A 20,170-nucleotide genomic window follows, 5' to 3' on the forward strand; every position below is an offset into this window, starting at 1 on the left:
GTGACCGCAGCCCCTTCCGCCGTGCGCGGCGCCGGCCTGATCGTCTCGGTGCAGGGCGCGGCCGCGCTGGTGATGGCCGTCACGCTGGTGGTCCGCGCGATCGCCGGGGCCGACCAGCGCGTGGTCAACGGCCTGGGCACGGCGGCGTGGTTCGTCGTGGTGGGTGGCGTGGTGCTCGCCGCAGGCCGCGCGCTGACTCTCGGCAAGCGCTGGGGCCGCGGACCGGCCGTCTTCGCGCAGCTGTTGCTGTTACCGGTGGCCTGGTATCTCGGGGTGGGCTCGCATCAGCTGGGCTTCGGGATTGCGGTGGCCGTCGTGGCGCTGGCGGTGCTGGGCCTGCTGTTCAGTCCGCCCGCGTTGCGCTGGGCCGGCGGCGATCAGCGCGGTCCGGCCAGCTCGGCCAACGGGGACCCGGACAGCCGGTAGGTCGTCCATTCTCGTTGCGGCACTGCGCCGATGCCGTCGTAGAGCGCGACGGCATCGGAGTTCCAGTTCAGCACCGCCCACGACAGCCGCGTGTAGCCGTTGTCGACGCACTCCGCCGCCAGCGCCGCCAGCAGTGCGCGGGCCAGGCCGCGGCGGCGAAACCTCGGACGTACGAACAGGTCTTCGAGATAGATACCGGCGACGCCGTCCCACGTGGAGAAGCTGAGGAACCACAACGCCATCGCCGCGACGTCGCCGTCGACTTCGGCGACGTGCCCGTACACCGTCGGGGCATCGGCGAAAAGCGCTGCCACGATTTGCCTTTCGGTAACCGTGCACTGATCCGGGGCTCGCTCGAATTCGGCCAACCCGTGAATCATGTCGGTGATATCGGCGGCATCGGAAAGTGTTGCGCGGCGGATTGTGTGGTTCAACGCTGGACTCCCAGGGCCCGTAGGATGGTGGCGAATTTCGTTGTCGTCTCCGCGACTTCGTCGTCGGGATCGGATTCGGCGACGATGCCGCCGCCGGCGTGCGCCACGGCGGTACGGCGATCGGTCGACAGCCGCGCGCAGCGAATGGACACCACCCAGCGGCCGTCGCCGGCGGCGTCGCACCAGCCCACTGCGCCCGCGTAAAACCCGCGATCGCCCTCCAGTTCGGTGATGAGTTCGGCCGCGGCCTGGGCCGGGACCCCGCCGACCGCCGGCGTGGGATGCAGTGCCAGCGCGAGATCGATTGCAGTGATTGATGTTTCGCGCAGGCGGCCGCTGATCGGCGTGCACAGGTGCCAGACGGCCGCGGTGCGGCTGAGTTCCGGCTCGGGCGCGATGGTCAGCTCATCGCACAGCGGCGCCAGCGCGGCTCGTATCGCGTCGATCACCAGCCGGTGCTCGTGCCGGTCCTTGGCCGATGCGGCCAGCGCCGCGCCGTTGGCCGCATCGAGTTCCGGGTCGGCGGCGCGCGGGGCCGAGCCGGCGAACGGCTGACACGTCACCCGGTCGCCGGAGCGTGCGACCAGCAGCTCGGGGCTGGCGCCGACCAGTGCGGCGCCGGCGTAGTCGCCGCCCGCGGCCGTGAGGTCGACGAGATAGCCGTAGGCCGCCGGGTCCGCGGCGACTAGCCGCCGCAGGACGGCGCGGCCGTCCAGCGGCGCGTCGGCGGACAACCGCAGCGCGCGGGCCAGTACCACCTTGCTCAGCGCGGCCCCCGGCGCGATCAGCCGGTCGCGCGCCCGGCTGATCCGGGTGCGGTAGTCGGCCGGTGGCGGCACGGCGGCCGCCACGCGCACCGTCGGCAACGGCCCCGTCGTCCAGTCCGGCAACGCGTCGGGGCGCAGCACCGCGCCCGGTGCCAGCAGGGCGGCCGGCCTGCTCACGTCAAAAGGTAACGCCCCCAACACGATTGGCACCAACCCCGAGCGCAGCGCCTGCTGGGCCGCGGCCACCTCGCGGTAGCGCGCCCGGACTCCGTCGGCGATCAGGGTGCCGGCCGGCCCGCTCAGCGCGAAGGGCGGTTCGGCGGACGTCACCCGGGCGCGATGGCCTGCGGGAGGCCGGTCAGTCCGAGTGCGGCGAGTTGTCGCACGCCGTGCTCGAACCCGCACACGGCGATCGAGCCGGCCAACATCCAGAACCGGCTGCCCTCGACGAGCGGCAGCTCCACCCAGCGGGTGATCACCGAACGGGAGAAGTGGCTGTGGCCGACGAACACCACGTCGCGCGAGCTCATGTGATCCAGAGCGAACGCGACGGCGCGATCGGCGCGGTCGCTGACTTGGGCCACACTCTCGCCCCCGGGGCAGCCGTGGGTCCAGACCAGCCAATCGGGGACCGACTCCTGTATCTGCGGGGTCGTCAACCCCTCGTAGGAACCGTAATCCCATTCGGCGAGCAGCTCAGTCACCTCGTCCACGGTGAGTCCGGCCAACTTCGCGGTGATCAGGGCGCGTATCCGCGGGCTGCTGATCACCAGCGGGTCGGTCAGTTTGAGTTCGCGCAACACATGCCCGGCCAGCTCGGCCTGGAGCCGGCCGGTATCGGTCAGCTCAATGTCGGTGCGGCCGGTGTGCTGCCCGGACTTCGACCATTCGGTTTCCCCGTGGCGGAGCAGGATCAATCGGTGTTTTTGCACGACCATGCCCAGAATTCTGCCGGACGACTCGCCGTCGCCGAAGAGGGAAGCCGTAGCACCCGCCCAGAACGTGCCAGGATGGCAGGGTGAGTGACTTGCGCGTACTGGCGGTGGCCAACCAGAAGGGTGGCGTTGCCAAAACGACGACGGTCGCCTCGCTCGGCGCGGCGCTGGCCGAAAGCGGCCGGCGGGTGCTGCTGGTCGATCTGGATCCGCAGGGCTGTCTGACGTTTTCGCTCGGCCACGATCCCGACAAGTTGCCGGTCTCCGTGCACGAGGTGCTGCTCGGCGATATCGAGCCGAGTGCGGCGCTGGTCACGACCATAGAGGGAATGACGCTGTTACCGGCCAACATTGACCTCGCCGGTGCCGAGGCGATGCTGTTGATGCGGGCCGGCCGCGAGTACGCGCTCAAACGCGCACTGGCCAAGCTGAGCGATCAGTTCGACGTGGTGATCCTGGACTGCCCGCCGTCGCTGGGGGTGCTCACGCTCAACGGGCTGACGGCCGCCGACGAGGTCATCGTGCCGCTGCAGTGCGAGACGCTGGCCCACCGCGGTGTCGGCCAATTCCTGCGCACGGTCGCCGATGTGCAGGCGATCACCAACCCGGATCTGAAGCTGCTGGGCGCCCTGCCGACGCTGTACGACTCGCGCACCACGCACACCCGCGACGTGCTGCTCGACGTCGCCGATCGCTACGAGCTACCGGTGCTCGCGCCACCGATCCCGCGCACGGTTCGCTTCGCCGAGGCCAGCGCGTCGGGCTCGTCGGTGATGGCGGGCCGCAAGAACAAGGGTGCGGTCGCCTACGCGCAGCTGGCCCAGGCGCTGATCAAGCACTGGAAGTCCGGCAAGCCGCTGCCGACGTACGCCGTCGAAGCCTAGCGGCGGGTCAGCCGAGGGCCACCACGGTGTCGCCCCGCTGCTCGAACACGCGTGACCCCGAGACCGCCGGAACCACCGGCACTCCCGGTGCGCCGGGGGCCCGGAGCACCGGGATGTAGCGCTCGTTGGCGCCGCTGACGGGGTCATAGACCCCGATCGCCCCGGTCACCGGGATCAACAGCTTGCCGGCCATCATCGCGCCCGGCCCCAGCGGCGCGGTCGCCTCACCGGCGGCCACCGTGTAGCGCGGCGTCAGGGTGGCCGCGTCGAAGACCAACACCGAATCGCCAGTCCACCAGGTGACCGAGTTGCCCGCCAGCGACGCCACCGCCGCGGGCGACGGCGCCCTGGGCAGCAGCGTGCTCGACACCGCGGTGCCGGTCTCGTCGATCACGTCGACGTGGGGCTGCGGCAGCGGCACGTACACGGCGGTGTTGTTCTCGCGCACCGCCACGACGCGTGCACCGGAGTCCGCACGAATGCCGGGCTCCGACACGGCGTGCTGGGCGGGCTCGTCGTCCTCCTTGCCCGGGCGCAACAGCACCAGCCGCAGGTCGGCCTGGTTGGCGCAGCTCTCCAGCACCGAGACCGTCGAGGTGCTGGCCGCCGCCGAGATCAGCCGGCATCCGGAGTGCAGGCCCCGCGCCGAGGGCTTGACCCGGGCATCGGTCTCGCCGTACGCCAGCATCCGGACCATGTCCGAGCGCCACAGTTCCAGGCGGGTGTCGCCGGTCGACAGCACCGTCATGCCATCGGAGGACAGCCGGACGCGCGGATCGGCGTAGCTGCTGCGGGCGGCCCCGCGCCGGCCGGTGGACCCGTCGAGGGTGGTGACCTGCCCGCAGCCGCGGTCGTCCTTGAAGACCGCGACGGCGAAGCGGTAGATCCACGAGACGCCGCACAGGTCGGCGTCGCGGGCGTAGCTCCAGCGCGTCTGTCCCGTGGCGGGATCGCGCCCGTCCACCTCGCGGCCCATGCCGGTGGTGAGTGTCCCGCTGACCACGACCGGCGCCGTGGTGGCGGGGCTGGCCGCGGTCCACAGCTGGTGCAGCGCCGCCGGCACTTCCCGGGCTGGCGTGGGATTGGGCAACGGAACCGCCGCCGGCCGGCTGGTGGTGGCCCGTGCGTCGCTGGTCCACCAGATCAGCGCGGCCGCGGCGGCGACGACGACCACGATCGCCGCGGCGGCCAGCAGGTCACCCTTGGTCCGGCGTTCGGGTTTGACCATGCGCCAGCGACGGCTCAGTTGGCGGTAGCGGCGGCGGCGTTCTCGGTCGGCTTGCGGCGGCGACGACGCCGGGTAGAGCCGCCGGTCCCGGCGCCGTTGGTGGGGGAGCCGCCCGCGGGTGCGTCCGCGGCACCGTCACCGTTGGTGCTCGCGGCGGCGTTGCCGGTGGGGTGCCCGGTGACGGGCTCGCCACCCCGGGTCCGCCGGCGCCGGTTGCTGGACCGGTTGCGGGCGGGCTTCTGGCCGTCGCCGCCGCCCGAACTCTCGGTGACGCGACGCTTCACCGGCGACTTACGGGGCGTGCCGACGGCGCCGCCGGCGTCGGTCGGAATGCCCAGCTCGCTGTACAGGTGCGGCGAGTTGGAGTACGTCTCGGCCGGGTCCGGGGAGCCAAGGTCGAGCGCCTTGTCGATCATCGTCCAGCGGGGCAGCTCGTCCCAGTCGACCAGGGTGATCGCGATGCCGGTCTTGCCCGCGCGGCCAGTGCGCCCGATGCGGTGCACGTAGGCCTGCTCGTCCTCGGGGATCTGGTAGTTGATCACGTGGGTGATGTCGTCGATGTCGATGCCGCGGGCGGCGACGTCGGTGGCGACCAGCACATCGATGTCGCCGGCGCGGAAGGCCTTCAGCGCCTTCTCGCGCGCGATCTGGCCCAGGTCGCCGTGCACGGCGCCGACCTTGAATCCGCGCTCGGCCAGCTCGTCGGCCACCTTCTGCGCGGTCCGCTTGGTGCGGGTGAAGATCATCGTCGCGCCGCGGCCGTTCGCCTGCAGGATGCGGCTGACCATCTCGACCTTGTCCAACGCGTGGGCGCGGTAGACGAACTGCTCGGTGGTGTCGTGGGTGGCCGCGCCCTGCACGCCCTCGGCCCTGATATGGGTGGGCTGGACCATGAATGTGCGGGCCAGCGTGATGATCGGGCCCGGCATGGTCGCCGAGAACAACATCGACTGCCGGTCGGCCGGGATCTGCCGCAGGATGCGCTCGATGTCGGGCAGGAACCCGAGGTCGAGCATCTCGTCGGCCTCATCGAGCACCAGCACCGACAGCCCGCCCAGCTGCAGGTGGCCCTGCTGGGCCAGGTCGAGCAGGCGGCCCGGCGTGCCTACGACGACGTCGGCGCCGGTCCGCAGGGCCTCGATCTGGGGCTCGTAGGCCCGTCCACCGTAGATGGACACGACCGCCAGCGGACGCCCCTGATCGGCGGTCAGGTACTTGGCCGCGGTGGCCAGGTCCTCGGCCACCTGCAGGCACAGTTCGCGGGTGGGCACGACGATCAGAGCCCGGGGCGCGCCGGTGAGCGGTCGCGTGGCGGCGGCGGCGGTGATGCGTTGCAGCAGCGGCACGCCGAACCCGAAGGTCTTGCCCATGCCGGTGCGGGCCTGGCCGATCACGTCGTCGCCGGCCAGCGCCAGCGGCAGGGTCAGTTCTTGGATGGCAAAGGCATGCTCAATGCCCTGTTCGGCCAGGGCGCGGACGATTTCGTCGCGCACGCCGAGTTGAGCGAATGTGGTTTTGGGGGTGGTTTCGGTCGCACTTGTCAGAGCGGTCATATGTGGTTGATGTGCCTTTCGGTGACATGGAATTGTTCGGTGTTCTCGATTGCGGTCACGCGCGCACGAATTCCGACTCCAAGTCGCCGAGTCGCCGGCCCTAACTCTCGGGTGGGCCCGCGGTGCACGCACATTTCGCCGATAGCGACGGTCAGAGAAATACAGTCCCTATCTATTTGCATGATAGCTGGTCGACAGCTGGCGCCCAGCTAGTCCTAAAACCGCCGACTAGAGTGATGCCATGACTTCGGCCTCCTCCGCCGACCAGGTGGACGATTCGCCTACCTCCCGCGTCACCGCAGACCATCCCGGGTTCAACGAGCTCTTCGCGGTCCTGGCCTACGGCGAGGTGGCGGCGTTCTACCGTCTGACCGACGAGGCTCGCATGGCCCCCGATCTGCGCGGGCGCATCTCGATGGCGAGCATGGCCGCCGCGGAGATGAAGCACTACGAGCTGCTGCGCGACGCCCTGGAAAGCCGTGGTGTCGACGTCGTTCCGGCGATGTCGAAGTACGTCGCCGCGCTGGAGAACTACCACCGTCTCACGATGCCGAGCACCTGGCTGGAAGCCCTGGTGAAGACTTACGTCGGCGACGCGCTGGCCGCCGACCTGTATCTCGAGATCGCCGACAGCCTGCCCGACGGGGTCGCCGACGTCGTGCGGGCGGCGCTGTCGGAGACCGGGCACTCGCAGTTCGTCGTCGCCGAGGTGCGCGCCGCGGTCACCGCGAGCGGCAAGCAACGTAGCCGGCTGGCGCTGTGGTCGCGCCGGCTGTTGGGCGAGGCGATCACCCAGGCCCAGTACCTGCTGGCCGATCACGACGAGCTGGTCGACCTGCTGATGTCGGGGACGGGCGGCCTGGGGCAGCTCAGCGCGTTCTTCGACCGGTTGCAGGAGACCCACGACCGGCGGATGCGCGAACTCGGGCTCGGCTAGCGGGCCGTCAGCCGTGATCGCAAGCGCGGCGTAGCCGGGCGCAGCGGGTCACGGCCATCGGACTCAGCGGGTGCAGGTCGCCATCGATGAGTTGTTGGTCGACGACGCGACGACCTGGCCCTCTGCGTTGACCACCGAGCAATTCAGGTGGCTGTAAATGCTTTGCGCGATCACCGATTCGGTCGTCACGCCCGGATTGAGCACCACCATCTTCGACCAGGGCAGCGAGACGTTGAACTCCGTCACCGGATAGCCGCGGGCATCGGTGTAGACGATGTTCACCAGGTCCAGCAGCTGCTTGGTGCCCGCGACGCTGTAGATGACGGTGCGCGGGCTCAGCGCGGCCGTCGGCGGCTGCGCAGGCGGCGCCAGGGCCCGCGGCGGCAGGTAGGTGGGCAGCGGCGCGGCGGTGATGGTTCCCGGCGCCGCGCTCGGCGGGGCCAGCGTGGTGACGGTCTCGGGCGGTAGCTGGGGCACGTTCGAGGGCGCCGGGCTGGCCGACGCGCTGGGCGGGCTCAGGGTGCGCGGCGCGGATGTCACCGGGCGGGGACCCGGACCCACCGTGGCCTTCGTCGAGGCGCTGTCGCCGCTGTTGATGATCACCGCGGTGGCGACGGCGCCCACCGCCACGATCACGCCGAGGAAGGCTGCGACGGGGCGCCAGCGGGGGTCCGACGGCCATACCAGTTCGCCGTAGCCCTCGTCCTCGTAGTCCGAGTCGGCTCCGTCGTAGATCTCGTCATCGGGGTAGTCGTGGACTGGGCCGTCGACTAGGCCGGTGCGGTCATGCAGCGTGTTACTGATGGTGCCGATGCTACGGATGAGGTGTGTCGGCTCGGGGGGTTGCGCGACCACGTTGACCCAGTTGGGAGCGAATCGTTACCAGCCGGCGACGTAGCGGGGGACCCTCTGCGTCAGAGCGCCCCGCGCGCGTCGATTAGCCTGCTGCTGACGCGTCTGGGACGAAGCACAAGACGAACCACGAATGGAAGGGGCCACGGTGGAGGTCAAGATCGGAATCACGGACAGCCCACGCGAGCTGGCCTTCTCCAGCGCGCAGACGCCCGGCGAGGTCGAGGAACTCGTCACCGCCGCCCTGAGCGGCAGCTCGAACGTGCTCAGCCTGAACGACGACAAGGGCCGTCGCTACCTGATCAACACGGCCAAGATCGCCTACGTCGAAATCGGCGCCGCCGACAGCCGCCGGGTCGGCTTCGGCATCGGTGCGGACGCCAAGGGCAAGGCCGCTAAGAGCGGGTGAGCGGGACGTGTGACAGGCCACCCCAGGCGAATGCCACGGTGCCGTCCACGGCGTCCGACTTGGAGATCGGGCGATCGGAGTCCAGCCAATAGCGGGCGCAGTCGACGCTGATACCGACCAGCCCGACGGCGATCATCCGGGCGCGATGCGGGTCCAGCCCGGAGTCGGCACTGATGAGCGCGAAGACGGCGTCGATGCACGATTCGGTGGCGGCCCGCACGGTCGCGGCGACCTCGGGCTCGGTGACGTAGTCGTTCTCGAAGATGAGCCGGTACCCCTGGCTGTCATGCTCGATGAAATCGAAGAACGCCTGCACGGCCGAATGCAACCGGCGGCGGTTGTCGGTGGTCGTGCTCAGCGCGTTCTGCACGCCCGAGACCAGGTTGTCGACGTGCCGATTCAACACCGCCAAGTACAGCTCGAGCTTGCTCGAAAAGTGTTGATAGAGAACAGGTTTGCTGACTCCGGCACGTTCGGCGATCTCGTCCATGCCGGCGGCGTGGTAGCCGTGGTCGACGAAGACGTCGCTGGCGACGACGAGCAACTGGCCGCGACGCTCGTCGCGGGGCAACCTGTTGCCGCGCCGGTTCGCGGTCGCCATGCCATCGGTCGACCGACTACGGTCGGTCGGCTTGACAGCACGCCGGGGTGCTGCCTTGGCGACTTCGCTCATCGAGTCCTCATCTGATCGTGGCCACTGACCGGAGTCAGCGCGCGCTCGTCGCAACGACATTACTACCCACGAAGTCTGCACGACCGGCATCGGCGGGGCTTGCCAGACGGTGTCGCGGCGGATGCTCGGGCGCGCCAGGGGCGCCCGCGCTCCCGGCTATGCCATCCTGGGGCAATGACGTCCGACCGACCTGGGCGCGGCGCCGGTCGAGTTCCCGCGGTGCACGACCAGTGGCGAGAACCACTTCGGGCCCTGCGCGACCCGATAGCGCGGGACGCCGGACGGATCAGGGCCGACCGGGAGCGGCCGCGCCAGTGGCGCAAGCAGACCTGGCTGGGGCGGTTCATCTCGACCTACGGCTGGCGCGCCTACGCGCTGCCTGTCCTGCTAGCCCTCACCGTGCTGATCGGCTATCAGACGGTGACCGGCGCGAGCACCCCGAAACCGGCCGCCAGCCAGCCGATTCAGGGTCCGCCCGTCGTCGGCGCGGTGGGCACGGCCATCCTCGACGCCCCGCCGCGCGGCCTGGCCACCTTCGACGCCAACCTGCCCGCCGGGACGCTGCCCGACGGCGGCCCGTTCACCGAAGCCGGGGAGAATACCTGGCACATCGTGCCGGGCACCACGCCACAGTTCGGTCAGGGCACTGCCAAGGTGTTCAAATACACCGTCGAGATCGAAAACGGGCTCGATCCCACGATGTTCGGCGGCGACGACGCCTTCGCCGGGATGGTCGACCAGACGCTGGCCAATCCCAAGGGCTGGACGCACAATCCGCAATTCGCCTTCGCCCGGATCGACGGGACGAGCGGGGGCAAGCCCGACTTCCGGATCTCGCTGGTGTCGCCGGTGACGGTGCGCGAGGGCTGCGGCTACGAGTTCCGCCTCGAGACGTCCTGCTACAACCCGGTATTCGGGCCCGACAGGCAGGCGCGGGTGTTCATCAACGAGGCGCGCTGGGTGCGCGGGGCGGTGCCGTTCCAGGGCGACATGGGGTCCTACCGGCAATACGTGATCAACCACGAGGTCGGCCACGCCATCGGTTACGTGCGCCACGAGCCGTGTGACCAAAACGGCGGCCTGGCGCCAGTGATGATGCAGCAGACCTTCTCCACGTCCAACGACGACGCCGCGAAGTTCGACTCCGAATACGTCAAGGCGGACGGCAAGACCTGCCGATTCAACCCCTGGCCGTATCCGATCGCCTGACCCGGGCTACGACCAGGGCCTAACCTCGGTGGTGTGCGAACTTCGTTGCCGCCCCTCGTCGAACCCGCCCGCGAGCTGACGCGGGACGAGGTGGCGCGCTACAGCCGGCATCTGGTCATCCCCGACCTGGGTGTGGACGGGCAGCGGCGGTTGAAGAACGCCCGGGTGCTGGTGATCGGCGCCGGCGGCCTGGGTGCCCCGACGTTGCTGTACCTCGCCGCGGCCGGCGTCGGCACGATCGGCATCGTCGATTTTGACGTGGTCGACGAATCGAACCTGCAGCGCCAGATCATCCACGGGACCGCCGACGTCGGGCGGTCCAAGGCCCAGTCGGCGCGCGACTCCATCGTCGCCATCAACCCTCTAGTCGACGTGCGATTGCACGAGTTCCGGCTGGAAGCGGCCAACGCCGTCGAGCTGTTCGCGCAATACGACCTGATCCTCGACGGCACCGACAATTTCGCCACCCGGTATCTGGTCAACGACGCCGCGGTGCTGGCCGGCAAGCCGTACGTCTGGGGCTCGATCTACCGCTTCGAGGGCCAGGTCTCGGTGTTCTGGGAGGACGCCCCGGCCGGCCTGGGGTTGAACTATCGCGACCTGTACCCGGAGCCGCCGCCGCCCGGCCTGGTCCCGTCGTGCGCCGAGGGTGGCGTGCTGGGCATCGTCTGCGCGTCGATCGCGTCGGTGATGGGCACCGAGGCGATCAAACTGATCACTGGCCTGGGCGAACCGCTGCTCGGGCGGCTGATGATCTACGACGCACTCGAGATGAGCTATCGCACCGTCAATGTCCGCAAGGACCCGTTGGCGCCCAAGATCACCAGGCTCGTCGACTACGAGCAGTTCTGCGGCGCGGCGTCCGACCCCTCGTCCCCCGAAGCCGGGGCGGCCACCCCCGGTTCGGCGATCACCCCGCGTGAGTTGCGGGCGCTGCTGGACTCCGGCACGGAGCTGGCCCTGATCGACGTCCGCGAGCCGGTCGAGTGGGAGATCAATCACATCGAGGGTGCCCAGCTGATCCCGAGCTCGTCGATCAGTTCCGGCGAGGGTCTGGCAAAGCTGCCGCGCGACCGCAGAGCCGTCCTGTATTGCAAGACGGGGGTGCGCTCGGCCGAGGCGCTGGGCGCGTTGCAGCAGGCCGGATTCACCGATGTGGTGCACTTGCAGGGTGGGATCGTGGCCTGGGCCCAGCAGATGCAACCCGACATGGTGATGTACTGAGCCGATACCCCCTACGGGGCTCCACCGAACCGATTGAGCGGGCGCCTCAGCGAGTCGTGCCGACCCGCATCGTGGCCCAACTAAGCTAACCCCCGTGAGTGTCGAGCCGCCGCCGGAGCACGTGCTGGCGGCGTTCGGTTTGGCCGGTGTCAAACCCGTCGCCCTGGGCGTCACCTGGGAGGGCGGCTGGCGGTGCGGCGAGGTCGTGTTGTCGACCGTTGCCGACCATGCGCGTGCGGCGTGGTCGGCGCGGGTGCGCGAGACGTTGTTCGTCGACGGCGTGCGGCTGGCCCGGCCGGTCCGCTCGACCGACGGGCGCTACGTGGTCTCCGGATGGCGCGCGGACACCTTCGTCGCCGGCACTCCGGAGCCCCGGCACGACGAGGTCGTCTCGGCCGCGGTGCGGCTGCACGAGGCGACCGGCAAACTGGAACGCCCGCGATTCCTGACCCAGGGGCCCACGGCGCCCTGGTCGGACGTCGACGTGTTCATCGCCGCCGACCGCTCCGCGTGGGAAGAGCGGCCGCTGGCATCGGTGCCGCCGGGCGCGCACACCGCGCCGCCGCGCGCCGACGGTCAGCGCTCGGTGGAATTGATCAACCAGCTGGCCACCCTGCGCCGGCCGACCAAGAGCCCTAACCAGCTGGTGCACGGGGACCTCTACGGGACGGTGTTGTTCATCGGCACCGCGGCCCCGGGTATCACCGACATCACGCCTTACTGGCGGCCCGCGTCGTGGGCGGCCGGCGTGGTCGTCGTCGACGCGCTGTCCTGGGGTGAGGCCGACGACGGGCTCATCGAGCGGTGGAACGCGCTGCCGGAGTGGCCGCAGATGTTGTTGCGCGCGTTGATGTTTCGCTTGGCCGTGCACGTGCTACACCCGCGCTCGACCGCCGACTCGTTCCCCGGGCTGGCGCGCACCGCGGCCCTGGTGCGGCTGGTTCTTTGAGAGGCCTGTGCTAACCGCCGGAGGGAAACTCGAAGCGCACCTCGCCGAGCGCGATCCTGCCGTCCTTCGCGAGGACCCCCTCGGCCCGCAGCAGCTCCAGTTGCCGAGTGGTCAAATGCCGGGCGGGGCGCCCCGACGCGGTGATCACCCGGTGCCAGGGCAGGTCGGAGGAGTCGGTGCGCATGATCCAGCCGACGATCCGCGGGCTGGAAAGCCCTGCGACAGTGGCGATGTCGCCGTAGGTGGCGACCCGGCCCGGCGGAATGCCCGCGACCAGCGAGCGCACCCGCTCGACCTGCTCGTCGGTCACCGGCGCCATGTCAGCCCGCTTCCAGCAGCTTGCGAACCAGCGCGGAAACTTCGGTGGGCTTCGCGGCGGCCACCATGTGATTGCACTCGAAGGTCAGGAAGTCGAACTCGGATCCCGACCGTTGCCGCAGCCCGGTGATGAGTTGGTCGCCGACGTAGGGCGGCGACGTCCACGCCGCCCGCACCAGCGTCGTCGGCGTCCCGGCGGGTGGCAGCACGATCTCGCGGGCGAGCTGGCTCCAGTAGGACATCATCGCCGGCACGCTCACCCGCCAGCCGCACCTGCCGTTGGGCAGCTCGACCAGGTGCTCGTCGAGTTCGGCGTCGAGCACCGCCGGGTCCACGTCCGCCCAGGAGCCCGTCGCCTTCTCGGCTCGGGCCTCGGCGGGATCGGGATAGTCGGGGGAGGAGAGCATCCCGTCGGCGATCTCGCGCATCCAGCCGCCGTCCAGGCCGACCGCCGGGTCGAGCAGCAGCAGCGCCGCCACCCGGTCCGGGCGCGCCGCGGCCAGATGCATTGCCAGTCCGCCGCCGAAGGAATGGCCGACGACCAGCACCGGGCCGTGAGCCTGCTCGTCGAGCAGCGCGCCTAGTGCCGCGACATTCGCTTCGATGGTCCACGGCGCGGCCCACGTCGACCGGCCGTGGCCGATGAGATCGGGTGCGGCAATGGCGATTTCGGGCAGATAGTCGGCCAGCTGCTGCCAGCGCTGCCCGTGGCCGGTCAGCCCGTGCAGGGCGAGCAGCCGCACCGGGCCGGGCGGACCGTAGCGGTGCACATGAAGGTCGGTGCTCACGCGTCGATGATGCCAGGCTCGCGTGGCGTCGTGCGGCGACACCGAATTTGTCGGACCCTCGTGATGTCATGCCGCTATGTCCTACACGTGGGGTGCGGAGGCACACGCCGTCCTGGAGCCGGGCGCGCGCGGCGTGGTGCGCATCCTCGGCGGGCCCGGCACCGGCAAGAGCAGCTTGCTGGTCGATGCCGCCGTCGGGGCGATCGGCGGCGGCATCGACCCGAAATCAGTTCTGCTGCTGACCGGTTCGGGCCGCATCCCGCTGTCGGCGCGCAGCGCGCTGACCACGGCGTTGCTGGGTTCGCAACCGAGCGGTTCGGCCCCGGTGGCGGTCCGGGAGCCGGTGGTGCGCACCGTGCACGGCTACGCGTACGCGGTCCTGCGGCGGGCCGCTGAGCGCGCCGGCGATGCACCCCCGCGGCTGGTCACCAGCGCCGAGCAGGACGCGATCATCCGCGAGCTGCTGGCCGGCGATCTCGAAGACGGGCCCGCCGCGGCCGTCGCGTGGCCCCGGCACCTGTGGCCGGCCCTGACCACCGCCGGGTTCGCCGCCGAGCTGCGAAACCTGTTGGCGCGCTGTGCCGAACGCGGTGTGGACGCCCAGGCGCTGGAGCGGCTGGGGCGGCAGTCCCGGCGGCCGGAATGGACCGCGGCGGGGCAATTCGCCCGGCAGTACGAGCAGGTGATGCTGTTGCGGGCGGCAGTTGGGACGGCGGCGCCGCAGGCGACGACGCCCGCGTTGGGCGCGGCCGAACTGGTCGGTGCGGCCCTCGAGGCGTTCGCGGTCGATCCCGAGCTGCTTGCCGGCGAGCGCGCCCGCATTCGGTTGTTGCTCGTCGACGACGCGCAGCAGCTCGACCCGCAGGCGGCCCGACTGGTCCGGGTGCTGGCCGCCGGCGCCGAACTCGCGCTGGTCGCCGGCGACCCGAACCAGGCCGTGTTCGGCTTCCGCGGCGGCGAACCCGGCGCGCTGCTCGACGGCGACGCCCCGGCGGCGACGCTGACGCAGTCACACCGGTGTGCGCCGGCGGTGGCGCGGGCTGTCAGCGGCATCGCGCGCCGGCTGCCCGGCGGCAGCGCCGGGCGGTGCATCGAGGGCAGCGGCCCCGACGACGGATCGGTCCAGGTCCGGCTCGCCGCCTCGGCGCAGGCCGAGGCGGCGATGATCGCCGACGCCCTGCGGCGCGCCCACCTGATCGACGGCGTGCCGTGGTCGCAGATGGCGGTCATCGTCCGGTCCGTGCCGCGGGCCGGGGTGCGGTTGCCGCGGGTCCTGGCCGCCGCCGGCGTCCCGGTGGCCGCACCCGCCGCCAGCGGGCCGCTGGTCGAGGAGCCCGCGGCACGGGCCCTGCTGACGGTGCTGGCGGCGACGGCCGCGGGTCCGACCGGGGACCAGGCGTTGGCGCTGCTGACCGGGCCCATCGGTCGCGTCGACCCGGTGTCGCTGCGGCAGCTGCGCCGGGCGCTGCTGCGTGCGCAAGCGGCCGATGGTCCGGACGATTTCGCGAACCTGCTGGCGGCTGCCGTTACCCCCGACGCCGCCGCACCGGCCGCGCAATCCCGCCCGCTACAGCGCGTCCGCGCGGTACTGAGCGCGGCCGCGCGTTGCCACGCCGACGGCCTGGACGCGCGCTACATCCTGTGGGCGGCGTGGCAGCGGTCCGGTCTGCAGCGCCGCTGGCTGTCGGCCATCGAGCGCGGCGGTCCCGTCGGCGTCCAGGCCGGCCGCGACCTCGCGGCGGTAACGGCGCTGTTCGACATCACCGACGATTACGCGTCGCGCACCCCGGGCGCCTCGTTGCGCGGGCTCATCGAGCACGTCGCCGCCCTGCAGCTGCCGAATGTCAACACCGATCCGGTATCGGCGGCCGAGCAGGTCAGGGTGCTGTCCGCGCACGCCGCCCTGGGGCACGAGTGGGACCTGGTGGTCATCGCCGGTCTGCAGGAAGGGTTGTGGCCCAACACGATTCCGCGTGGTGGTGTGCTGGGAACGCAGCGGCTGCTCGACACGCTGGACGGCGTCGGCGAGGATGCCTCGGTGCGGGCCCCGCTGCTGGCCGAGGAGCGCAGGCTGCTGGTCGCCGCGCTGGGCCGGGCCCGGTGCCGGCTGCTGGTCACCGCGGTGGACAGTGACACGGACGGTCCGGACCTGGGATCCGCCCTGCCCTCACCGTTTTTCGACGAGGTCGCCCAGTGGGCCGACGCCGGCCTTGCAACTCAAGCAGCACCGCCTGTTTCGGCCCCGCGGGTGTTGTCGTCGACGGCGCTGGTCGGCCGGCTGCGCGGCGTGGTGTGCGCTCCCGACGGCGCGGTCGACGACGCCGCACGACGTTGTGCGGCAACACAATTGGCCCGGCTCGCCGCGGCCGGCGTGCCGGGTGCCGATCCCGCCGGATGGCACGGCCTGACACCGGTCAGCACCACCGAACCGCTCAGCGGCGGCGACCAGCCGACCACCTTGACGCCGTCGACGCTGCAGACCCTGACCGACTGCCCGTTGCGCTGGCTGGTGGAGCGGCACGGCGGAACAAACCCGCGCGAGCTGCGGTCGACCCTCGGCTCGGTGCTGCACGCGCTGATCGCGGAACCGGGCAAGAGCGAGGACCAACTGCTCGCCGAGCTCGACCGCGCCTGGGCACACCTGCCATTCGACGCCCGCTGGCACGCCGACAACGAGCGCGATCGGCACCGCGCCATGGTCCGGGCGTTCGTCGAGTGGCGCGCGCGGACGCGCGGCGAACTGCGCGAGGTCGGGGTGGAGGTCGACGTCGACGGCGTGCTCGGTACGCCGCGCACCGACGGCGGCGAGGTTCGGCTGCGCGGCCGGGTCGACCGCCTGGAACGCGACGGTGCCGGGCGGTCGGTGGTGGTCGACGTCAAAACCGGCAAGACCCCGGTTAGCAAGGACGAGGCGCAGCAACACGCTCAGCTGGCGATGTACCAGCTAGCCGTCGCCGAGGGCATGATTGCCGGCTCCGACGACGCAGAGCCCGGCGGTGCGCGCCTGGTCTACATCGGCAGGACGGGGGCGGCGGGCGTCACCGAACGCCAGCAGGATCCGCTGACCCCGGACGCCCGCGCCGAATGGCGCGAGATCGTCCGGCAGGCGGCCGACGCGACGACGGGGCCGCAGTTCGTCGCCCGTCGCAACGGCGGGTGCGGCCACTGCACGCTGCGGCCGAGCTGTCCGGCCTACGCCGACGGGGCGGCGCAGTGACCGCGCGCTACAGCCCCGCCGAATTGGCCGGCGCGCTAGGGCTTTTCCCTCCGACGCCGGAGCAGGCCGCGGTCATCGCCGCGCCGCCGGGACCGCTGGTAGTGATCGCCGGGGCGGGCGCGGGCAAGACCGAGACGATGGCGGCGCGAGTGGTGTGGCTGGTGGCCAACGGCTACGCCGAGCCCGGACAGGTGCTGGGGTTGACGTTCACCCGCAAGGCCGCGGGCCAGCTCTTGCGCCGGGTCCGGTCCCGGCTGGCCCGGCTGGCGGGCATCCGCCCGGGAGCGGGCGGCGCGGCCGGGCCCGATGCCGACCCGGTCGGCGCCCCGACGGTCAGCACCTATCACGCTTTCGCGGGCTCGCTGCTGCGCGACTACGGGTTGCTGTTGCCGGTCGAGCCCGACACCCGGCTGCTCAGCGAAACCGAGTTGTGGCAGTTGGCCTTTGACGTGGTCAGCCGGTACGAGGGGCCGCTGCGCATCGACAAGACTCCGGCCGCGGTCACCTCGATGCTGCTGCGGTTGTGGGGTCAGCTCGCCGAGCACCTGGTGGACACCGACCAACTGCGCGACACCCACGTCGAGCTCGAGCGCCTGGTCCACACCCTGCCCGCGGGACCCCATCAGCGCGACCGCGGCCCGAGCCAATGGCTGCAGCGGCTGCTGGCGACCCAGACGGAGCGTACCGAGCTGGTGCCGCTGCTCGACGCGCTCCAGGAGCGGATGCGCGCTGCCAAGGTCATGGACTTCGGCGCGCAGATGGCCGCCGCGGCAAGGCTCGCGGCGGCATTCCCTCAGGTGGGCCAGGACCTGCGTAGCCGCTATCGGGTGGTGCTGCTCGACGAGTACCAGGACACCGGGCATGCCCAGCGCGTGGCGTTGTCGTCGCTGTTCGGTGGCGGTATCGACGACGGGTTGGTGCTGACGGCCGTCGGCGACCCGATTCAGTCGATCTACGGCTGGCGGGGCGCGTCAGCGACCAACCTGCCGCGGTTCACCACCGACTTTCCTCGCTCCGACGGCAGTCCCGCGCCGGTCCTCGAGCTGCGGACCAGTTGGCGCAACCCGCCGCGCACGCTGCACGTCGCCAATGCCATCTCCGCCGAGGCGCGGCGGAGATCCGTCGCGGTACACGCGTTGCGGCCTCGTCCGGACGCCCCGCCCGGCACCGTCCGCGCCGCCTTACTCGCCGACGCGCGCGCCGAGCGAGAGTGGATTGCCGATCACCTGCAGGAGCGGTACCGCCGGGCCGACGCCGACGGAGTCAGCCCGCCCACTGCCGCAGTCTTGGTGCGCCGCAACGCCGATGCCGCGCCCATCGCCGATGCGCTTCGCGCCCGCGGCCTGCCGGTCGAGGTGGTCGGGCTGGCCGGCCTGCTGTCCGTCCCGGAGGTCGCCGACGTCGTCGCGATGCTGCGGCTGGTCGCCGACCCGACGGCAGGCGCCGCGGCCATGCGGGTGCTGTCGGGACCACGGTGGCGCCTCGGCGGCCGCGACATTGCCGCCCTCTGGCGGCGCGCGTCGGCGCTTGCCGGACCGCGCCGCGGCGACGAGACGCCCTCGGCCCAGGCCATCGCGATGGCCGCCGCACCCGCCACCTTCGATGCCGACGCCGCATGTCTGGCCGACGCGCTCAGCGACCCGGGGCCGTCCGATTTGTATTCCGCTGCGGGGCATCAGCGTATCGTCTCGCTGGGCGCCGAGGTCAGCGCCCTGCGCGGCCACCTCGGGCATGCACTGCCCGACCTGGTCGCCGAGGTGCGCCGCGTCCTGGGTGTCGACTGCGAGGCCCGCGCCGCGGCGGGGGCCTCCGGAGGCTGGTCCGGCGCCGAGCACCTCGACGCGTTCGCCGACGTGGTCGCCGGCTACGCCGAACGGACGACGGCCACGGCCGGCGCCATCGACGCATCCGCGGCGGCATCTGTGCTCGGTCTGCTGGCTTACCTGGACGCGGCCGAGGCCGTCGAAAATGGTTTGGCTCCAGCCTCTTTGGCGGTCGCGCGGGACAGGGTGCAGGTGCTCACCGTGCACTCGGCGAAGGGCCTGGAGTGGCAGGTGGTGGCGGTGGCGCACCTGTCGGGCGGGACATTTCCGTCCACTGCCTCGCGCAGCAGCTGGCTCACCGACGCCGCCGAGCTGCCGCCGCTGCTGCGCGGTGATCGCTCCTCGGCCGGCTCGCTGGGCGTCCCGGTGCTGGACACCTCGGACGTGACCAATCGAAAGCAGTTGTCGGACAATATTTCCGAGCATCGCCGCCATCTGGAGCAACGCCGCATCGACGAGGAGCGACGGCTGCTCTACGTGGGGATAACTCGCGCGGAGGACACCCTACTGGTGTCCGGGCACCACTGGGGTCCAACCGGCGCCAAGCCGCGAGGGCCGTCGGACTTCCTGTGCGAACTCAAGGACATCATCGACCGGTCGACGGCCGCCGGCGAGCCCTGCGGCATGGTGGACGAGTGGGCTCCCGCGCCCGCCGATAGTGAGCGAAACCCGCTGCGCGACAGCGCTATCGAGGCGGTGTGGCCAGCAGACCCGCTGGCCGGGCGACGCGGCGACGTCGAACGCGGCGCCGCGCTGGTCGCGCAGGTCATGGCAACCGGCCCGGCGCAGCCCGGCCCCGACGTCGACGGCTGGGCGGCTGACGTCGATGCATTGCTGGCGGAGCGGGCCCGCAGCGCGGCGCCCGCGGCCCGCGATCTGCCCAGTCAGGTGTCGGTCAGCGGCCTGGTCGACCTGGCGCGTGACCCGGCCGGTGCCGCGCAGCGGCTGGCTCATCGGCTGCCGAGTCGGCCGGACCCGCATGCCCTGCTGGGCAACGCCTTTCACGCCTGGGTGCAAAAATTCTACGGAGCCGAATGGCTGTTCGATCTCAGCGACCTGCCGGGGGCGGTGGACTCCGACGTCGGTGACACCTCGGAACTGGCTGCGCTGCAGGAGGCATTCGCCGCGTCCCGGTGGGCGACCCGCACGCCCATCGCCGTCGAGGTGCCCTTCGAGATGCCGATCGGCGACACCGTGGTGCGCGGCCGCATCGACGCCGTGTTCGCCGACCCGGACGGCGGCGCCACGGTGGTGGACTGGAAGACCGGTGAGCCGCCGCACGGGCCGGAAGCCCTGGGGCAGGCCGCCGTCCAGCTCGCCGTCTACCGCATGGCGTGGGCCGCGCTGTCCGGATGCCCGGAATCGGCGGTGCGCACCGCGTTCCACTACGTCCGCACGCGGACCACCGTCACCCCCGACGAGCTTCCCGACGTCACCGAGCTGGCCGGGTTGTTGGCCCCCGTCGTCGACAGCCACGATGTCGCCGTCTGATGCGCCGTGGGCGGTTGATCGTGGTTACATGTGAGAGGTGTGTGGGGCGAGCC

General features: G+C 71.3%; 18 protein-coding genes. 9 read left to right on the plus strand and 9 right to left on the minus strand.

All coding sequences use genetic code 11. The annotated features are described in order from the left end of the window. Complete coding sequence (locus tag MSG_RS06195) at positions 1-426, plus strand: hypothetical protein (RefSeq protein WP_096437987.1); 426 nt, start codon at positions 1-3, stop codon at positions 424-426. On the opposite strand, the gene MSG_RS06200 is transcribed toward MSG_RS06195, so the two are convergent. Genes MSG_RS06200 through MSG_RS06210 form a run of 3 tightly spaced genes read right to left on the minus strand, consistent with a single transcriptional unit; the run spans position 378 to position 2,565 of the window. Further along, positions 378-860 (minus strand): GNAT family N-acetyltransferase, encoded by a 483-nt coding sequence (locus MSG_RS06200; protein ID WP_096437989.1) that lies wholly within the window; start codon positions 858-860, stop codon positions 378-380. The two genes, MSG_RS06195 and MSG_RS06200, sit on opposite strands and share 49 nt — an antisense overlap. After that, positions 857-1,957, minus strand: coding sequence for an isochorismate synthase (locus tag MSG_RS06205; RefSeq protein WP_096437991.1), 1,101 nt, complete (start codon positions 1,955-1,957; stop codon positions 857-859). The genes MSG_RS06200 and MSG_RS06205 overlap by 4 nt, the downstream gene beginning before the upstream one ends. After that, positions 1,954-2,565: an acid phosphatase gene (locus MSG_RS06210; RefSeq protein ID WP_096437993.1), complete on the minus strand. Its 612-nt coding sequence runs from the start codon at positions 2,563-2,565 to the stop codon at positions 1,954-1,956. The genes MSG_RS06205 and MSG_RS06210 overlap by 4 nt, the downstream gene beginning before the upstream one ends. Positions 2,566-2,645: 80 nt before the next feature. On the opposite strand from MSG_RS06210, the gene MSG_RS06215 reads away from it, so the two are divergent. Continuing rightward, entirely contained in the window at positions 2,646-3,446 is an 801-nt protein-coding gene (locus MSG_RS06215; RefSeq protein WP_096437995.1) for a ParA family protein, read from the plus strand. Between the two features lie 7 nt (positions 3,447-3,453). Here MSG_RS06215 and MSG_RS06220 read toward each other — a convergent pair whose 3' ends face one another. Both MSG_RS06220 and MSG_RS06225 read right to left on the minus strand, forming a co-directional pair. Beyond that, a complete protein-coding gene (locus MSG_RS06220; RefSeq protein WP_096437997.1) occupies positions 3,454-4,674 on the minus strand; it encodes an Rv3212 family protein in 1,221 nt (406 codons plus the stop codon). 14 nt (positions 4,675-4,688) lie between these two features. Beyond that, positions 4,689-6,227 (minus strand): DEAD/DEAH box helicase, encoded by a 1,539-nt coding sequence (locus MSG_RS06225; protein ID WP_096437999.1) that lies wholly within the window; start codon positions 6,225-6,227, stop codon positions 4,689-4,691. A 241-nt stretch (positions 6,228-6,468) separates the two neighbouring features. Between MSG_RS06225 and MSG_RS06230 the strand changes: the two genes are divergently transcribed. After that, positions 6,469-7,164 (plus strand): ferritin-like fold-containing protein, encoded by a 696-nt coding sequence (locus MSG_RS06230; protein ID WP_096438001.1) that lies wholly within the window; start codon positions 6,469-6,471, stop codon positions 7,162-7,164. A 63-nt stretch (positions 7,165-7,227) separates the two neighbouring features. Here the strand turns inward: MSG_RS06230 and MSG_RS06235 are convergent, their stop codons facing one another. Further along, a complete protein-coding gene (locus MSG_RS06235) occupies positions 7,228-7,956 on the minus strand; it encodes an MmpS family transport accessory protein (RefSeq protein WP_096444140.1) in 729 nt (242 codons plus the stop codon). A gap of 193 nt (positions 7,957-8,149) precedes the next feature. Here MSG_RS06235 and MSG_RS06240 point away from each other — a divergent pair, with 193 nt between their 5' ends. Beyond that, positions 8,150-8,425 carry a DUF3107 domain-containing protein gene (locus tag MSG_RS06240; protein ID WP_162899156.1) on the plus strand — a complete coding sequence of 92 codons (276 nt, stop codon included), beginning with the start codon at positions 8,150-8,152 and terminating at the stop codon, positions 8,423-8,425. Here MSG_RS06240 and MSG_RS06245 read toward each other — a convergent pair. Further along, the gene (locus MSG_RS06245; protein ID WP_096438003.1) at positions 8,412-9,098 is read right to left on the minus strand and encodes a TetR/AcrR family transcriptional regulator; all 687 of its coding nucleotides are present in this window, start codon (positions 9,096-9,098) and stop codon (positions 8,412-8,414) included. The genes MSG_RS06240 and MSG_RS06245 overlap by 14 nt on opposite strands. A 174-nt stretch (positions 9,099-9,272) precedes the next feature. On the opposite strand from MSG_RS06245, the gene MSG_RS06250 reads away from it, so the two are divergent. The 3 genes from MSG_RS06250 (at position 9,273) to MSG_RS06260 (ending at position 12,480) form a co-directional block, all read left to right on the plus strand. Next, positions 9,273-10,307 carry a DUF3152 domain-containing protein gene (locus MSG_RS06250; RefSeq protein WP_096438005.1) on the plus strand — a complete coding sequence of 345 codons (1,035 nt, stop codon included), beginning with the start codon at positions 9,273-9,275 and terminating at the stop codon, positions 10,305-10,307. Positions 10,308-10,340: 33 nt separating this feature from the next. Beyond that, complete coding sequence (moeZ, locus tag MSG_RS06255) at positions 10,341-11,531, plus strand: adenylyltransferase/sulfurtransferase MoeZ (protein ID WP_096438007.1); 1,191 nt, start codon at positions 10,341-10,343, stop codon at positions 11,529-11,531. A gap of 94 nt (positions 11,532-11,625) precedes the next feature. Then, a complete protein-coding gene (locus tag MSG_RS06260; protein ID WP_096438009.1) occupies positions 11,626-12,480 on the plus strand; it encodes a TIGR02569 family protein in 855 nt (284 codons plus the stop codon). Between the two features lie 10 nt (positions 12,481-12,490). Here MSG_RS06260 and MSG_RS06265 read toward each other — a convergent pair whose 3' ends face one another. After that, positions 12,491-12,799 (minus strand): MGMT family protein, encoded by a 309-nt coding sequence (locus tag MSG_RS06265; protein WP_096438011.1) that lies wholly within the window; start codon positions 12,797-12,799, stop codon positions 12,491-12,493. Position 12,800: 1 nt separating this feature from the next. Then, the gene (locus MSG_RS06270) at positions 12,801-13,586 is read right to left on the minus strand and encodes an alpha/beta hydrolase (RefSeq protein WP_096438013.1); all 786 of its coding nucleotides are present in this window, start codon (positions 13,584-13,586) and stop codon (positions 12,801-12,803) included. Between the two features lie 76 nt (positions 13,587-13,662). Between MSG_RS06270 and MSG_RS06275 the strand changes: the two genes are divergently transcribed. Both MSG_RS06275 and MSG_RS06280 read left to right on the plus strand, forming a co-directional pair. After that, positions 13,663-16,803 (plus strand): ATP-dependent helicase, encoded by a 3,141-nt coding sequence (locus MSG_RS06275; protein ID WP_096438015.1) that lies wholly within the window; start codon positions 13,663-13,665, stop codon positions 16,801-16,803. Beyond that, the gene (locus MSG_RS06280; protein WP_373421135.1) at positions 16,770-20,117 is read left to right on the plus strand and encodes an ATP-dependent helicase; all 3,348 of its coding nucleotides are present in this window, start codon (positions 16,770-16,772) and stop codon (positions 20,115-20,117) included. Before MSG_RS06275 ends, MSG_RS06280 begins: the two co-directional genes overlap by 34 nt. Positions 20,118-20,170 lie beyond the last annotated feature (53 nt).

This window comes from Mycobacterium shigaense (genome assembly GCF_002356315.1).
Taxonomy (GTDB): domain Bacteria; phylum Actinomycetota; class Actinomycetes; order Mycobacteriales; family Mycobacteriaceae; genus Mycobacterium; species Mycobacterium shigaense.

Coding starts and splice junctions, on each gene's coding strand:
- MSG_RS06210 (WP_096437993.1), bottom strand. CDS start 2,565: ATGGTCGTGCAAAAACACCGATTGATCCTGCTCCGCCACGGGGAAACC.
- MSG_RS06220 (WP_096437997.1), bottom strand. CDS start 4,674: ATGGTCAAACCCGAACGCCGGACCAAGGGTGACCTGCTGGCCGCCGCG.
- MSG_RS06225 (WP_096437999.1), bottom strand. CDS start 6,227: ATGACCGCTCTGACAAGTGCGACCGAAACCACCCCCAAAACCACATTC.
- MSG_RS06230 (WP_096438001.1), top strand. CDS start 6,469: ATGACTTCGGCCTCCTCCGCCGACCAGGTGGACGATTCGCCTACCTCC.
- MSG_RS06240 (WP_162899156.1), top strand. CDS start 8,150: ATGGAAGGGGCCACGGTGGAGGTCAAGATCGGAATCACGGACAGCCCA.
- MSG_RS06245 (WP_096438003.1), bottom strand. CDS start 9,098: ATGAGCGAAGTCGCCAAGGCAGCACCCCGGCGTGCTGTCAAGCCGACC.
- MSG_RS06250 (WP_096438005.1), top strand. CDS start 9,273: ATGACGTCCGACCGACCTGGGCGCGGCGCCGGTCGAGTTCCCGCGGTG.
- MSG_RS06265 (WP_096438011.1), bottom strand. CDS start 12,799: ATGGCGCCGGTGACCGACGAGCAGGTCGAGCGGGTGCGCTCGCTGGTC.
- MSG_RS06275 (WP_096438015.1), top strand. CDS start 13,663: ATGTCCTACACGTGGGGTGCGGAGGCACACGCCGTCCTGGAGCCGGGC.